Source organism: Citrobacter sp. XY323 (assembly GCF_025106035.1).
Taxonomy (GTDB): Bacteria; Pseudomonadota; Gammaproteobacteria; order Enterobacterales; family Enterobacteriaceae; genus Citrobacter; species Citrobacter braakii.
On record NZ_JANYUK010000001.1, the window covers coordinates 451453 to 466367 of the forward strand.

Annotated in this window: 14 protein-coding genes and 1 pseudogene; 2 read left to right on the forward strand and 13 right to left on the reverse strand. The window is 52.7% G+C overall.

Annotated features, from left to right (window positions below; all coding sequences use genetic code 11):
* Window positions 1-87 precede the first annotated feature (87 nt).
* The 6 genes from rlpA to N0B36_RS02105 all read right to left on the reverse strand — a co-directional run bounded on the left by rlpA (window position 88) and on the right by N0B36_RS02105 (window position 5909).
* Entirely contained in the window at window positions 88-1197 is a 1110-nt protein-coding gene (rlpA, locus tag N0B36_RS02080; RefSeq protein WP_016155966.1) for an endolytic peptidoglycan transglycosylase RlpA, read from the reverse strand.
* Window positions 1198-1207: 10 nt separating this feature from the next.
* Window positions 1208-2320, reverse strand: a complete 1113-nt coding sequence (gene mrdB / locus N0B36_RS02085) for a peptidoglycan glycosyltransferase MrdB (RefSeq protein ID WP_259686021.1) — start codon at window positions 2318-2320, stop codon at window positions 1208-1210.
* A gap of 2 nt (window positions 2321-2322) precedes the next feature.
* Window positions 2323-4224: a peptidoglycan DD-transpeptidase MrdA gene (gene mrdA, locus N0B36_RS02090; RefSeq protein ID WP_016152233.1), complete on the reverse strand. Its 1902-nt coding sequence runs from the start codon at window positions 4222-4224 to the stop codon at window positions 2323-2325.
* A 30-nt stretch (window positions 4225-4254) separates the two neighbouring features.
* The gene (gene rlmH / locus N0B36_RS02095) at window positions 4255-4722 is read right to left on the reverse strand and encodes a 23S rRNA (pseudouridine(1915)-N(3))-methyltransferase RlmH (RefSeq protein ID WP_003022725.1); all 468 of its coding nucleotides are present in this window, start codon (window positions 4720-4722) and stop codon (window positions 4255-4257) included.
* Between the two features lie 3 nt (window positions 4723-4725).
* Window positions 4726-5043, reverse strand: a complete 318-nt coding sequence (rsfS, locus tag N0B36_RS02100) for a ribosome silencing factor (RefSeq protein WP_003022728.1) — start codon at window positions 5041-5043, stop codon at window positions 4726-4728.
* 254 nt (window positions 5044-5297) lie between these two features.
* Window positions 5298-5909 (reverse strand): adenosylcobalamin/alpha-ribazole phosphatase, encoded by a 612-nt coding sequence (locus tag N0B36_RS02105; protein ID WP_049282441.1) that lies wholly within the window; start codon window positions 5907-5909, stop codon window positions 5298-5300.
* A 96-nt stretch (window positions 5910-6005) separates the two neighbouring features.
* On the opposite strand from N0B36_RS02105, the gene cobD reads away from it, so the two are divergent.
* Window positions 6006-7100: a threonine-phosphate decarboxylase CobD gene (gene cobD / locus N0B36_RS02110; protein ID WP_259686022.1), complete on the forward strand. Its 1095-nt coding sequence runs from the start codon at window positions 6006-6008 to the stop codon at window positions 7098-7100.
* On the opposite strand, the gene nadD is transcribed toward cobD, so the two are convergent.
* From nadD to leuS, 4 genes are read right to left on the reverse strand one after another with little or no spacing between them, the layout of a single operon-like run.
* On the reverse strand, window positions 7075-7716 hold the full coding sequence (nadD, locus tag N0B36_RS02115) for a nicotinate-nucleotide adenylyltransferase (protein WP_087121840.1): 642 nt from the start codon (window positions 7714-7716) through the stop codon (window positions 7075-7077). The genes cobD and nadD overlap by 26 nt on opposite strands.
* A gap of 1 nt (window position 7717) precedes the next feature.
* Window positions 7718-8749, reverse strand: a complete 1032-nt coding sequence (gene holA, locus N0B36_RS02120; protein ID WP_047501748.1) for a DNA polymerase III subunit delta — start codon at window positions 8747-8749, stop codon at window positions 7718-7720.
* Complete coding sequence (gene lptE, locus N0B36_RS02125; protein WP_204551558.1) at window positions 8749-9342, reverse strand: LPS assembly lipoprotein LptE; 594 nt, start codon at window positions 9340-9342, stop codon at window positions 8749-8751. The genes holA and lptE overlap by 1 nt, the downstream gene beginning before the upstream one ends.
* A 14-nt stretch (window positions 9343-9356) precedes the next feature.
* Window positions 9357-11939: a leucine--tRNA ligase gene (gene leuS, locus N0B36_RS02130; RefSeq protein ID WP_049040670.1), complete on the reverse strand. Its 2583-nt coding sequence runs from the start codon at window positions 11937-11939 to the stop codon at window positions 9357-9359.
* A 235-nt stretch (window positions 11940-12174) separates the two neighbouring features.
* Between leuS and N0B36_RS02135 the strand changes: the two genes are divergently transcribed.
* The gene (locus N0B36_RS02135; RefSeq protein ID WP_003022748.1) at window positions 12175-12657 is read left to right on the forward strand and encodes a zinc ribbon-containing protein; all 483 of its coding nucleotides are present in this window, start codon (window positions 12175-12177) and stop codon (window positions 12655-12657) included.
* A gap of 49 nt (window positions 12658-12706) precedes the next feature.
* Here the strand turns inward: N0B36_RS02135 and N0B36_RS02140 are convergent.
* From N0B36_RS02140 to rihA, 3 genes and pseudogenes are all read right to left on the reverse strand, one after another.
* Window positions 12707-12898 (reverse strand): annotated as a pseudogene (locus N0B36_RS02140) (type VI secretion system tube protein Hcp); the annotation flags it as partial.
* A 194-nt stretch (window positions 12899-13092) separates the two neighbouring features.
* Complete coding sequence (locus N0B36_RS02145; protein WP_259686023.1) at window positions 13093-13806, reverse strand: hypothetical protein; 714 nt, start codon at window positions 13804-13806, stop codon at window positions 13093-13095.
* Window positions 13807-13977: 171 nt separating this feature from the next.
* Window positions 13978-14913 (reverse strand): pyrimidine-specific ribonucleoside hydrolase RihA, encoded by a 936-nt coding sequence (rihA, locus tag N0B36_RS02150; protein WP_103283620.1) that lies wholly within the window; start codon window positions 14911-14913, stop codon window positions 13978-13980.
* Between the last annotated feature and the right edge of the window lie 2 nt (window positions 14914-14915).

A 14915-nucleotide genomic window follows, 5' to 3' on the forward strand; every position in this document is an offset into this window, starting at 1 on the left:
TGCATAACTGGCAGGCATCTGACTTTCCGCGTGACTTTGTTAATGTCATTTACAGAAACTGACAGTTCAGATACCTGATTTACGTTATTACACGCCGGTGATGAAGGACTGTAATTGCGCCTCGGATTGAAGACGCTGCTGCAATGTGGAGGCTTCAGCTTTGCTGGCAAACGGCCCCATCTGGATACGCCAGACTGCGCCGTTTTGTACCACCCGGCCAGGAACGCCAAACTGCTGGCTTAAACGCTTTTGATACTGCTGCGCGCGCGACTGCTCGCTGACTGCGCCAACCTGAACCACATAGCGTCCGTTGGCGGTTGCCGCAGGCGCAGGAGCTGTGACGGCTGCTGGGGTTGCTGCCGGCGCGGTTGACGTGACCGGTGCGGTGGTTGTCGATTGCGGCGCCGGAGTCGGCTCGCTGCTTTCCAGCACGCCTGATGCGAGCGTGGTTGGCGCACCGAGGAATCCACTGCTGTTTACTGGCGCACCGGTTGGATCATCGCTTTTCAGCGTGGAATTACTGATCGGACGAATATCGCCTTGCGGCTGACCTGCATCCGATGGCGAAGGCATGCTTCCCATATTGCCGCCACCGCTTAAATCAGGACGCGCAGGCAAGGCATAAGTTTGTTTCGCGACCGTGGTACAAGCCATACCCGGTCCGGACAATGAACCATCCTGGGCGACGATGATTGGGTCGATACGCACTTTAGTGTTGTTGGAGGTGTTCAGACGATCGGCTGCGGCGCGCGAAAGTGAAATCACGCGATCGTTGCCATAAGGCCCGCGATCGTTAATGCGCACGACGATCATCCTGCCGTTCGCCAGATTGGTAATTCTGGCATAGCTGGGGACAGGCAGCGTCGGATGCGCAGCGGTCAGCTGCATCGGGTCGAACGCTTCGCCAGACGCGGTTAAGTTGCTTCCTGGTTCCGCATCATAGATAGCGGCAAGTCCGGCCTGGCTAAAGCGGGAGGGATCCTGCACGATTTTGTAGCTTTTACCATCACGCTGGTAGTCCTGATTCGCCGTTGGGTTCAGGGGTTCAAAGCGCGGATCGGCCCCGCTGATTTCAACAATCGGACCATTACACACCGCAGGCTGCGGCGCGACAGCAACCTGTTGCTGACCATCATCACTCGAACACGCCGCGAGCATTCCTGCTGCGATGCAGATACCAAGCCACTGCTTACGCATTGCGTACCCCTTACACGCTTTTCGACAACATTTTTCTATGGGTGTGGATCGACATAACAATCCCGAACCCGGCCATCAGCACGATAAGTGCCGAGCCTCCGTAACTGACCAGTGGGAGTGGAACCCCAACCACGGGCAGAATACCGCTCACCATACCAATATTTACGAAGACATAAACGAATAATATCAACATTAAGCCACCCGCCATGACGCGACCAAAGGTGGTTTGCGCGCGGGCAGCGATCCATAATCCGCGCATAATCAGCAAAATGTAGAGCGTCAACAGAATCAAGATCCCCACCAGACCCAGCTCTTCCGCTAAGACAGCAAAGATAAAGTCGGTGTGGCGTTCGGGTAAAAACTCAAGCTGCGATTGTGTACCATGCAGCCAGCCTTTGCCGCGTAACCCGCCGGAGCCAATAGCAATTTTAGACTGAATTATGTGATAACCCGCGCCCAGCGGATCGGTTTCCGGGTCGAGCAGCATCATGACGCGCTGACGCTGGTAATCATGCATCAGGAAGAACCACAGTATCGGGATAAACGCCGCGACCAGAACCACCGCAACGCCGATTAAGCGCCAGCTCAAACCAGAAAGAAACAAGACAAACAGACCGGAAAGGGCGACCAGAATTGAAGTGCCGAGGTCAGGTTGGGCGGCGACCAGCAGCGTGGGCATAAAAATCAGCACCAGCGCAATGGCGGTATTTTTTAGCGATGGTGGGCAAACGTCACGGTTAATAAAGCGCGCAACCATCAGCGGCACGGCGATTTTGGCAATTTCAGAAGGCTGAAAACGCACGATACCCAAATCCAGCCAGCGCTGCGCACCTTTGGAAATGGCGCCGAAGGCGTCTACCGCCACCAACAGAATGATGCAAAAGATATAGAGATAGGGCGCCCAGCCCTCATACACCCGGGGGGGAATTTGCGCCATCACTACCATGATGACCAGGCCCATTGCGATCTGGCCGATTTTGCGCTCCATCATGCCAATATCCTGGCCGCTGGCGCTCCAGATGACCAGTGAGCTGTAAACCAGCAAAGCCAGCAAAATAAGCAACATTGTGGGATCGATGTGGATTTTGTCCCAGAATGTTTTTTTGTTCGGATTATCCGTCACGATTATTGGTCCTCCGCTGCTGCAACCGCTGGGTTTTCCGCAGGCAGATTGGTGTTGTTGTCGCCCAACATAATATGGTCAAGGATCTGGCGCATAATGGTACCCACTGCCGGACCCGCACCGCCGTTTTCAAGGATCATGGCGACAGCGACCTGGGGTTTATCATAGGGGGCGAAGGCCGTCATCAGCTTGTGGTCACGTAAACGCTCGGCGATCTTATGTGCGTTATAGGTTTCATTAGCTTTCAGGCCAAAGACCTGCGCGGTACCGGATTTCGCCGCAATTTTGTAAGGCGCGCCAGCAAAATACTTATGCGCAGTTCCGTTAGGGCGGTTCGCAACACCATACATACCGTCTTTCGCGATTTCCCAGTAACCAGAATGAATATCGCCAACGGGCGGTTCGTGCGGCTGTACCCACGGCACCTGCTTGCCGTTTTCTGCCGTGCTCATCAACAGATGCGGGACTTTTATCAAACCGTCGTTGATAAGGATCATCAGCGCTTTACTCATCTGGATTGGGGTTGCTGTCCAGTAACCCTGGCCGATGCCGACGGGAATGGTATCACCCTGATACCATGGCTTTTTAAACCGTTTTTGCTTCCACTCGCGGGTTGGCATATTGCCGGAGCGCTCTTCGGCAAGATCGATGCCCGTATATTTGCCGTAGCCAAATTTGCTCATCCACTCTGAAAGCCGGTCAATCCCCATATCATAGGCGATTTGATAGAAAAACGTATCCGCGGACTCTTCCAGAGAGCGGGTGATATTCAGATGGCCGTGCCCCCACTTTTTCCAGTCGCGGTAACGTTTTTCAGAGCCCGGTAGCTGCCACCAGCCCGGATCGAACAGGCCGGTATTGCGGGTGATGACGCCTGCGCTTAACGCAGAAACCGCAACGTAAGGTTTAACCGTCGAAGCAGGGGGGTAAACACCCTGTGTGGCGCGGTTAACCAAGGGGGTGTTCGGGTCATTGAGCAACCCGGAGTAATCTTTACTGGAGATACCATCCACGAACAGATTCGGGTCATAGCTCGGCATAGATACCAGCGCCAGAACGCCACCGGTACGCGGGTCGGTAACCACCACGGCGGCACGACTGCCCGCCAGCAGCGTTTCAATATACTGCTGGAGTTTCAAATCAAGGGTGAGATAGATATCGTGCCCGGCCTGCGGCGCCACTTCTTTCAGCTGGCGAATGACGCGGCCGCGGTTGTTCACTTCAACTTCTTCATACCCGGTTTGGCCGTGAAGCACGTCCTCATAATAGCGTTCAATACCCAGCTTGCCGATGTCATGCGTTGCCGCGTAGTTAGCCAGCTTGCCGTCTTTGTCCAGGCGGTCTACGTCTTTATCGTTGATCTTCGATACGTAGCCAATTACGTGGGTCAGCGCAGAGCCGTATGGGTAATAGCGGCGTTTATAGCCTTTAACTTCGACCCCAGGAAAGCGATATTGATTCACGGCAAAGCGTGCGACCTGAACTTCAGTCAGGTTGGTTTTTACCGGAATAGAGGTGAAACGGTGTGAACGGGCGCGCTCTTTTTTAAAGGCGGCAATATCGTCGTCCGTCAGGTCTACGACGTTACGCAGCGCGTCGAGGGTATCCTGAATGTTGTCTACCTTTTCCGGCATCATTTCTATCTGATAAATGGTGCGGTTAAGGGCGAGAGGAATTCCGTTGCGGTCATAAATGATGCCGCGACTCGGCGCGATAGGCACCAGTTTGATGCGGTTTTCGTTCGAACGGGTCTGATAATCAGTGAAGCGAACGATTTGCAGATTATAAAGGTTGGCGATCAGCACGCCGGTTAGCAGCAAAATCCCCAAAAAAGCGACCAGCGCCCGGCGCACAAACAGCGCGGACTCAGCCGAATAGTCGCGAAAAGAATTCTGTAGTTTCATCCGCTGCTTAATCTACTCAAGAATCAATGATCACTCACGGTGATAAGGATGGTTGGTGGTAATGCTCCACGCCCTGTACAGACTCTCCGCAACCAGAACCCGAACAAGAGGGTGTGGAAGGGTTAATGCAGAGAGTGACCAGCTTTGTTCCGCTGCTGCTTTACAGGCAGGAGAGAGACCTTCCGGCCCGCCAATTAACAGACTGACGTCACGACCGTCCAGTTTCCAGCGCTCCAGTTCGGTCGCCAGTTGCGGCGTGTCCCAGGGTTTACCCGGGATATCAAGGGTGACGATGCGGTTTTTGCCTGCGGCAGCCAGCATCTGCTCACCCTCTTTGTCGAGAATGCGTTTAATGTCCGCGTTCTTGCCGCGCTTTCCTGCCGGGATTTCGATCAGCTCAAAGGGCATATCTTTCGGAAACCGACGGAGATACTCGGTAAATCCGGTTTGTACCCAGTCAGGCATTTTCGTACCCACAGCGACAAGTTGCAGCTTCACGCATTAACTCCAGAGTTTTTCCAGTTCATACAGGCGACGACTCTCTTCCTGCATCACGTGGACAATCACATCGCCGAGGTCAACGACGATCCAGTCAGCGACATTCTCGCCTTCCACGCCGAGCGGCAGCAGGCCAGCAGTGCGGGACTCCTGGACCACGTGGTCTGCAATAGACATAACGTGACGGCTGGATGTACCGGTGCAGATAATCATGCAATCAGTGATGCTGGATTTGCCCTGAACGTCTAAGGCGATGATGTCTTGACCTTTCAGGTCATCAATTTTGTCGATTACAAAATCCTGGAGTGCTTTACCCTGCAAGTGTTCCCCCTGGGTGAAAAGAGTTAAAAACGTCTGTTAGTATACCTGAACCAGAGGCGATATCGGGACAAATGTCTCCGAATGCGCTTGTGAAGTGCGCTATCATCCCACCCCACGCTACAGAATGCATCGCCATTTTTGTAAAACAATTTTTGCAAAGCTCTGAAGGGCGGGAAAAGTCAGGCTGCGGAGAATAACAGCCTGTCATGGGGTGTCAATGGGAGAGAGGCCCTTCGGCATAAAAAACAGCGCTTTCACTCCCCGTCGCGCCATACGGCCCGGCTGTTAAGCACTTTCAGAACCGCAAAATCGTCACAAAAATCAATTGCGCTCCAGCAGCCTTGTTCGACGCGGAAATGCCACATTGCCGCAGCGGGCATGGACAGCAGACGGGCGATCAACACGCTCAGCACGCCTTGATGACTCACCACCAGCAGATTTTGGCTCGCTTTATAATCAGCAAGCTGGGCAATGAAACGTTCCACTCGCTGGGAAAACGCCTGAAAACCTTCGCCATTGGTGGGCGTCGCATTCTGCCAGTCGTTACACCATACGGCGTAATTTTCGGCGTCTTCGCGCGCCAGATCGCGATGGTGACGCATTTCCCAGTCACCAAAAAACATCTCATTAAGCTCAGGCATGTTGCGCACAGGAACTTCGCGTTCCGCCAGAATCAACTTCGTTGTATGGCGGGCGCGTTCCAGTTCGCTGCACAGAACGTTGTCGACAGGGACATTGCGTAACAGCGTACCCAGCGTTTGTGCCTGAGCGATCCCCCGTTCCGTTAGCGGTGTGGGGGCGTGGCCGCTATATAAACCAGCGACATTGGCTTCGGTTTCGCCATGACGTACTAACCAGAGTCTCATGTTTTCCTCGTGAGGCTATTCGCACAAAATATGATGTTTGCCCTGATTGCGCAGTGATTTTTCACTAAAATACCCTTTTTTACGTGGAGCGGCACGATGTCTTTATTGAAGAGCGCACATGGCGGTAACACCCGAGAAGCCGCCGAATTGTTGGGCATCTTGCCTGAACAGTTGCTGGATTTTAGCGCTAATATTAACCCGCTGGGTATGCCGGTAAGTTTAAAACGGGCGATTATCGACAATCTGGACTGCACGGAGCGTTACCCGGATGTCGATTACGCGCAACTGCATGCCGCGCTGGCGGAGCATCATCAAATTCCGCCCTCGTGGATCCTGGCCGGGAACGGTGAAACCGAATCCATTTTTACCCTGGTGCATGGCCTGAAGCCACGCCACGCGATGATCGTGACGCCCGGGTTTGCGGAATATCGTCGGGCGCTGCAATGGGGAGAGTGTACGATCCATGAGTTTGCGCTGTGCGAAGACGATGGCTGGCAGCTTACCGATGCGATCCTCGATGCGTTAACGCCTGAGCTGGACTGCCTGTTTCTCTGTACGCCCAATAATCCCACCGGGTTGTTGCCCGAAACCCGCCTTCTGCGTGAAATTGCCACGCGTTGCGAGTCGCTGGGGATCGCCCTGATCCTTGATGAAGCGTTTATCGATTTTATTGCCGGGGAGTCGGGGTTTATCCCGTTACTGCACGAGAACCCGCATATTTGGGTGCTGCGTTCGCTCACCAAGTTCTATGCGATCCCGGGACTGCGTCTGGGGTATCTGGTCAACAGTAACGAACAGGCGGTTGCACAGATGCGCAGCCAACAAATGCCGTGGTCAATTAATGCGTTTGCTGCCCTGGCTGGCGAGAATATCTTACGCGATAGCGCATATCAGCGGGAGACGTGGAAATGGCTGGAACAAGAGGGGGAGCGGTTTGATCAACAACTGCAAGATCTGCCCGGCCTGACGGCGTATCCCGGCCGGGCAAATTATCGTTTATTACGCTGCGATCGTGCGGATATTGATCTGCAACTTGCGTTGCTGAAACAGCATGTCTTGATTCGCAGTTGCGCCAATTATCCGGGGCTGGATGCGCGCTATTATCGGGTAGCCGTTCGCAGCCAGGAAGAGAATAACCACCTGCTGACGGCCTTACGCAAGGCGCTTAGCGGTACAGTCCCTGTTGATTGATATAGTCAAGCACCGCGTCTGGCATCAGGTCGTCGCACGGCTCGCCCTTTTCCAGGCGCTCACGGATGAGCGTGGCGGAGATGTTAAACCACGGCGTTTCGGCCAGGTAAATTTTCCCGCAAGGCAGGTTGTGCAGGTCATCTGCTGAATGGGTCAGATGATCCTCCAGCCATTGCTGGTGTTTTTCCTGCGCCATTTCGAGTGGATAGCCCGGACGTCGGCACACGATGAGGTGGGTATTACCCAGAATCGTGTGGTAGTCATGCCAGGAAGGGAAGGTTAGCAGCGAATCCTGACCAATGATAAACGCTAATGGCACGTTCGGGCCTTGCTCCTCGCGCCACTCTTTTAGCGTTTGCGCGGTGTAGGAGGCGGTATCGCGTTTCAGCTCGCGTTCATCCAGGGAAAACAGCGGTTTATCAGCAATGGCCAGTTCAACCATACGCTTACGTTGCTCACCGGACGCTTCGGGCTGCGCACGATGTGGCGGCACGTTATTGGGCATGATGATGACCCGGGAAAGGCCAATCAGATTCGCCAGAATTTCAACCGGTTTAAGATGACCGTAATGCACCGGATCAAAGGTGCCACCGAACAGAGCCTGCAATGATTTCATATCAACCATCAATAAAAACATCGGCCAGCGATTTATGACAGAGCAAAAGGGAAAGCCCCTCTAGTTCCGCCCACACTGACTGACCATAGTCTTGTTTAAGCGTAATTTCCGTACGCGTTAAAAGCGTCACAGCCTGACGCAGTTGCGCCGGGTTCAGCCGGTTTAGCGCATCTCCCATCATGCCCCGGCGATTTTGCCACACCCGGTGTTTATCAAACAACGTGCGCAAAGGCGTATGGGCCGACTGCCGTTTTAAGTTAACCAGCAACAGCAACTCACGCTGGATCGTACGCAGCAAAATAACCGGCTCGCTACCTTCCAGGCGTAGCTGCTGCAGAATGTGCAGCGCGCGTTTGCTTTTGCCCATCAGCAGCGCGTCTACCCAATGGAATGGGGTAAAGTGCGCGGCATCGTTAACCGCTTTCTCCACGCGAGGCAGTGTTAGCTTGCCGTCAGGCCAAAGCAACGCTAATCGTTCCAGCGCTTGCGCCAGTGCTAACAAATTACCTTCATAGCAATAGCACAAAAGCTGATTGGCTGCGTCATCCAGTTGCAGATTGTTAAGCTTCGCTCTGGCGGCGACCCAACGAGGAAGCTGTGCTTGTTCCGGCGTCTGGCAGCTTACCTGCACCGCATTATTGGCAAGTTTGGTATACCATGCGGCGTTTTCCTGTGCCCTGGTGAGTTTGTTGCCGCGAACTATCAGCAGCAGATCGTCATGTAACAGAGTGACGAGTGACGCGAGCTGTTCATTAATGGCGGCATTAGGGCCATTTTCAGGCAATTGCAGAAGCAGGGTTTGACGGCTGGCAAACAGGCTCATCGCCTGGCAGAGTGAAAAAATCTCTCCCCAGTCGGTGCTGTTGTCCAGAGTGAAGGCGTGGTGTTCTTCGAATCCTTGTGTTGCGGCAGCCTGACGGATGGCATCCTGGCTTTCCTGCAATAAGAGGGGATCGTTGCCCAAGAGTAAATACGCCGCGCGCAGCCCTTCATTGAGCTGTGCGCGGAGTTGTTCAGGGTACAACTTGAGCATCAGTTACCCAGCGTGGTGGAGACACGCGCCGGAGATGACGCAGGCGCTACGGTTTTATTCTCCGCAGGCTCAGCATCAGCATTGGATGACTGAGTATCGGCCAGATGTACGCTTGGCAGCTTACGAATCAACTGTTCAGCCGCTTTGTCATACATCTCTTTTATGATCATGTCCTGCTCGTTATCCTTCGCCAGTGCAGCCTGTGGGTTGTCAAAGAACGAACGATAAACTTTGGCGCTGATTGGGTAAATATCATGACCTGGAATCAGCACAGTAGCACTTACGGACATCACCATCTGGTATTCAGCCGTTTGACCGTTCTGGAATACCGATGCCGTATCTTGCGAAAGGCTGACCGCACCCAGACGTAAGGACGTCACATCTTTACGCATGGTGCCGTCTTCAAGCAGCGTAACGCCGTTCAGACGCAGCTGATTACGCACCGCGCGGCTTAACGGGCCGTTCGGATCGCCAGAGTTCAGGATCATGGTTTTCATTGAGGGTGGAACCTGCGTAGTACTACGCAGATGCCAGCCACACCCGGCGGTGACAAGCACCGCCAGCGATAACAACAATGTTGTCAGAAGTCGCACGCTTCCTCCCGCGCTTAGCCAACGACCAGATTGAGGAGTTTACCCGGTACATAAATCACTTTACGTACGGTAACGCCATCAAGATATTTTGCCACCAGATGCTCCTGGCCAGCACGTTCACGAACCTGCTCTTCAGTGGCGTTTACCGGAACGGTGATTTTGCCACGTACTTTGCCGTTTACCTGAACCACAACCAGCGTTGAGTCTTCAACCATTGCTGCTTCGTCCGCCACCGGCCACGGCGCGTTGTCGATATCGCCTTCGCCTTTCAGCGCCTGCCACAGGGTGAAGCAAACGTGTGGGGTGAACGGGTTGAGCATGCGTACAACAGCCAGCAATGCTTCCTGCATCAGGGCTCTGTCCTGCTCGTCTGCCTGCGGTGCTTTCGCCAGCTTGTTCATCAGCTCCATAATCGCCGCAATCGCGGTGTTAAAGGTCTGACGACGACCGATATCATCGGTGACTTTAGCAATGGTTTTATGCACGTCGCGACGCAGCGCTTTTTGATCTTCGCTCAACACATCAACGTTCAGGGCAGCAACATCTCCCTGGGACGTATGTTCGTAAACCAGTTTCCAGACACGTTTCAGGAAGCGGTTCGCCCCTTCAACGCCGGATTCCTGCCATTCCAGCGTCATATCAGCCGGAGAAGCGAACATCATGAACAGACGTACGGTGTCGGCGCCGTAGCGTTCAACCATGACCTGCGGGTCGATACCGTTATTTTTTGACTTGGACATCTTGCTCATGCCGGTATACACCAGTTCATGGCCTTCTGCGTCCTTAGCCTTGACGATACGACCTTTTTCGTCACGCTCAACGATGGCATCAACCGGAGAAACCCAGTTACGTTCGCCGTTGGCGCCAACGTAGTAGAACGCATCGGCCAGAACCATCCCCTGACACAGCAGCTGTTTAGCTGGTTCATCAGAGTTGACCATGCCTGCGTCGCGCATCAGTTTGTGGAAGAAGCGGAAGTAGAGCAGGTGCATGATGGCGTGTTCAATACCGCCAATGTAGATATCAACCGGCAGCCAGTAGTTCGCCGCGTCGGAATCCAGCATACCTTCCTGATACTGCGGGCAGGTGTAGCGCGCGTAGTACCAGGACGACTCCATAAAGGTATCGAAGGTGTCAGTTTCACGCAGCGCAGGCATACCGTTAACGGTGGTTTTCGCCCACTCCGGATCGGCTTTGATTGGGCTGGTAATGCCGTCCATGACTACGTCTTCCGGCAGAATAACCGGCAGTTGGTCTTCTGGCGTTGGCAGGACGGTACCGTCTTCCAGCGTCACCATCGGAATCGGCGCGCCCCAGTAACGCTGACGGGAAACACCCCAGTCACGCAGACGATAGTTAACTTTACGCTCACCCACGCCTTTAGCTACCAGCTTGTCAGCAATGGCGTTGAAGGCCGCTTCGAAGTCGAGGCCGTCAAACTCACCGGAGTTAAACAGCACGCCTTTTTCGGTCAGCGCTTGTTCAGACAGATCCGGCTCTGCGCCTTCAGCGGTCAGAATTACCGGCTTGATGGTCAGGCCATATTTGGTCGCAAATTCGTAATCGCGCTGATCGTGACCCGGAACGGCCATAACTGCGCCTGTACCGTATTCCATCAGCACGAAGTTTGCCGCCCAAACCGGGATCTCTTCGCCAGTCAGCGGGTGAACGGCTTTGAAACCAGTGTCGACGCCTTTCTTCTCCATGGTCGCCATTTCGGCTTCAGCAACCTTGGTGTTGCGGCATTCGTCAATGAAGGCAGCCAGTTCTGGGTTATTTTCAGCGGCTTTCTGCGCCAGCGGATGACCTGCAGCAACCGCCAGGTAGGTCGCACCCATAAAGGTGTCCGGGCGTGTGGTGTAGACGGTCAGCGTGTTGTCGTAATCGTTCACATCGAAGGTGATTTCCACGCCTTCAGAGCGGCCAATCCAGTTGCGCTGCATCGTTTTCACGGTGTCAGGCCAGTGATCCAGATTATCCAGGTCGCGCAGCAGTTCGTCAGCGTAAGCGGTGATTTTGATGAACCACTGCGGGATCTCTTTACGCTCAACTTTGGTATCGCAACGCCAGCAGCAGCCGTCGATAACCTGTTCGTTCGCCAGTACGGTCTGGTCGTTCGGGCACCAGTTAACGGCAGACGTTTTCTTGTACACCAGCCCTTTTTTGTACAGCTCGGTGAAGAACTTCTGTTCCCAGCGGTAGTATTCCGGGGTGCAGGTTGCCAGCTCACGGCTCCAGTCGTAACCGAAACCCAGCATTTTGAGCTGGTTTTTCATGTATGCAATGTTGTCATACGTCCACGGTGCCGGGGCGGTGTTGTTTTTAACCGCAGCGCCTTCGGCAGGCAGGCCGAACGCATCCCAGCCAATTGGTTGAAGTACGTTTTTGCCCAGCATACGCTGATAGCGAGCGATCACGTCACCGATGGTGTAGTTACGTACGTGGCCCATGTGTAGTCGACCAGAAGGATAGGGAAGCATAGACAGGCAGTAATACTTCTCTTTGCTCTCGTCTTCGGTAACTTCAAATGTGCGCTTCTCATCCCAGTGAAGCTGTACTTTGGATTCTATCTCTTCCGGGCGGTATTGCTCTTGCATGGCAGCCAGTGGTCCTGTTTTCAATACAGCTACAAACGTAGCTCTAGATGTGGTGTTTTAGATCCGCATAGCATAGCCCAAACGCCCGCGCCAAAACAGCCTTTCGCGCATTCAACGTTGAATTCCCGTAAGGATAATTCTTGCACGAATTTACACACTCTGTGGACAGTCTTGCAAAGCGTAGCGTAAATAACGTCTATTATTATAGACAGTTAACGACCCAGGAGGCGAAGCGATGAACAAGGTTGCTCAATATTACCGTGAACTGGTGGCTTCACTGAGTGAACGCCTGCGTAATGGCGAACGCGATATTGATGCGTTGGTGGAACAGGCGCGTCAGCGCGTTATGCAGACCGGGGAGTTAACGCGCACCGAGGTGGAAGAGCTCACCCGGGCCGTCAGACGCGACCTGGAAGAGTTTGCTCTGAGCTATGAAGAAAGCCTCGATGAGGAGACCGACAGCGTCTTTATGCGGGTTATCAAAGAGAGTATCTGGCAGGAACTGGCCGATATTACCGATAAAACGCAGCTTGAATGGCGCGAAGTGTTCCAGGACCTCAGCCATCACGGGGTTTATCACAGCGGCGAGGTGGTCGGGTTGGGCAATCTGGTCTGCGAGAAGTGCCACTTCCATTTGGCGGTGTACACTCCTGATGTGCTGCCGCTATGCCCGAAATGCGGACACGATCAGTTCCAGCGTCGACCGTTTGAGCCGTGATTTTCACCTGAGAGCCGCTAACGCGGCTCTGTGAGGGATTGCGAATGTGTTACGCCACAACGCGTTGATTCCAGGCATCCGTATAGATGATATTTCCATCGCAATGCTTCCATGTGATGCTTTCATAGCGTAGCAGAATGGTTTCAAGATGTGTCCCGGTTGAAGCTCCAGGATAAAGATCTGCGGTAATGGATGTGATTTTCACATTGTTTAGAATGATATTAAAATACGCCTTTTCCATATAAATATATAATATTTGGTCATTTGAATTTTTCGAATTTTTCTGTAATGACCGGATAAAACCAAAAAATAGCAATAATACTGATGAGCATTAGCTCCCACCAGTATTCAGGAAATAAATATAACCAGAGCACGGCAAAAACTATCAAGATTGCTGGGAGTACAAGGTTATATAGTACAACTGATATTAGACTCTTAAACATCGAATCTTTCCATGATTTCGTCGGCAAGCTGATCGAGGTTAGAATAGACACCAGCATGAACTTTCTGAATTATTTCTGAAAGAGCTGGCTCAACGAAGTAATAGAGCATCTCCAGCTTTGCTTGGTAAAGAATCCAATAATAACTTGGATCTATTGCTTTCAGTGCCCGGGCTGCCATAGCTGCTTTTTGCTGAAACCCATAGACCTGCAGAAGATAAACGCCAACTGGCATTTTACCAGCCAGTTTTCGCGCAACGGCTTTTGACAGAAAATCTGACTGTGCAATAGCTTCCGCCATAGCTGAGGCAACAGCAAACCGTGTACCACTTGCCACTGTTATACGAGCAGCAAGGTTTGCTGCGTTGCGAACCATCTTTTGGGCAGAACCTTCTTTGTTACCTTCTCTAACATCTTTGCTCACGGTCAGGAAATATAAATACAGCATATATGTAATAACATCGTGGTATCTGAATATAGACATGATGGAATAAACAGTCCTTATCTCTTCAGATTTCAATTCCTGACATACATCATTATATCTGGGGATTAAACAGCTCGAATACCAGCTAGCTCTTTCTATTCCTGAATAAATATCAGAGGCGATGCCTTTTGCGGCCTGTATCGTATTTGTGAATCCATTCTCAATATATATAGATAACTGCCTGTCATTCTGAAATCTTACCCTGAGATAATCTGAAGCATTCATTCAATGTTCCTCTGATTTGTTGTGCCGGATGTTGCATGATACATTAATCTGCTGGGGGATTTATTCAGTATTACCTGACAAATTAATGAAGTAACGCAGTATTCACGTTCGCTATTAGCTAACAGTAAAATCGCTATGATTCAACATAGCGATCTTACTCAATGATAAATTTCAGGCGTAAAATTTCAGACGCTCCGCTAGCAAATCGACAAACCCCTGGCGATCCACGTCCACCATTACGGTGGCGTTTGGCTTATTGCCGCTCAGGAAGTAGTAGTCAACCACGGTCATTCCCTGGGTGTATTTGCCCTGAGTTTCCACACCAACCCAGCGTTCAACGGTGGTAAACAGTTCAGGTTTCAGCAGCCAGGCAATGGTGCATGGATCGTGCAGCGGCGCGCCAATAAATCCCCATTTTTCATCTTTGTGATATTCAAAGAAGAAGTCGAGTAGCTCAGCAACGATTGTCGAAATGGGATTGCCGATAGCGCGGAACCGTTCGGTATCTTCACGATGTATTTGCGCTTTATGCGTGACATCCAGTCCAGCCATCACCACCGGAATGCCCGACTGGAACACGATCTCAGCGGCTTCTGGATCCACGAAGATGTTGAACTCAGCGGCGGGCGTCCAGTTTCCGAGGCCCATTGCACCACCCATGATCACGATACGGGCAATTTGGGGGTGCAGTTCAGGATGGCTATTCAGTAGCAATGCCACGTTAGTTTGCGGCCCGGTGGAGACAATCGTCACCGGTTCCTGACTGTTACGCAGGGTTTTCGCCATCAATTCCACGGCGGTGCAGTCCTGTGGAGCAAAAGCGGGTTCAGGCAGCGCCGGGCCATCAAGCCCGCTCTCACCGTGGACGTTATCGGCAATTATCAGGTCGCGCATCAGCGGTTTGACTGCGCCACCGGCCACTGGGATATCCGTACGGTTGAGCAACGTTAACATACGCAATACGTTACGCAGCGTTTTGTCGGGGGTCTGGTTACCGGCAGAGGAGGTTATCGCTTTTACATCCAGTTCAGGTGAAGCGAGGGCGAGAACAATTGCGATAGCGTCGTCATGACCTGGATCGCAATCAAACAGGATAGGAAGTGCCATTG

Bases quoted from the DNA above. Each gene is read 5' to 3' on its own strand.
- cobD (WP_259686022.1), top strand. From the start codon at position 6,006: ATGTCTTTATTGAAGAGCGCACATGGCGGTAACACCCGAGAAGCCGCC.
- nadD (WP_087121840.1), bottom strand. From the start codon at position 7,716: ATGAAATCATTGCAGGCTCTGTTCGGTGGCACCTTTGATCCGGTGCAT.
- N0B36_RS02105 (WP_049282441.1), bottom strand. From the start codon at position 5,909: ATGAGACTCTGGTTAGTACGTCATGGCGAAACCGAAGCCAATGTCGCT.
- mrdA (WP_016152233.1), bottom strand. From the start codon at position 4,224: ATGAAACTACAGAATTCTTTTCGCGACTATTCGGCTGAGTCCGCGCTG.
- rihA (WP_103283620.1), bottom strand. From the start codon at position 14,913: ATGGCACTTCCTATCCTGTTTGATTGCGATCCAGGTCATGACGACGCT.
- N0B36_RS02135 (WP_003022748.1), top strand. From the start codon at position 12,175: ATGAACAAGGTTGCTCAATATTACCGTGAACTGGTGGCTTCACTGAGT.
- rlpA (WP_016155966.1), bottom strand. From the start codon at position 1,197: ATGCGTAAGCAGTGGCTTGGTATCTGCATCGCAGCAGGAATGCTCGCG.
- N0B36_RS02145 (WP_259686023.1), bottom strand. From the start codon at position 13,806: ATGAATGCTTCAGATTATCTCAGGGTAAGATTTCAGAATGACAGGCAG.
- leuS (WP_049040670.1), bottom strand. From the start codon at position 11,939: ATGCAAGAGCAATACCGCCCGGAAGAGATAGAATCCAAAGTACAGCTT.
- holA (WP_047501748.1), bottom strand. From the start codon at position 8,749: ATGCTCAAGTTGTACCCTGAACAACTCCGCGCACAGCTCAATGAAGGG.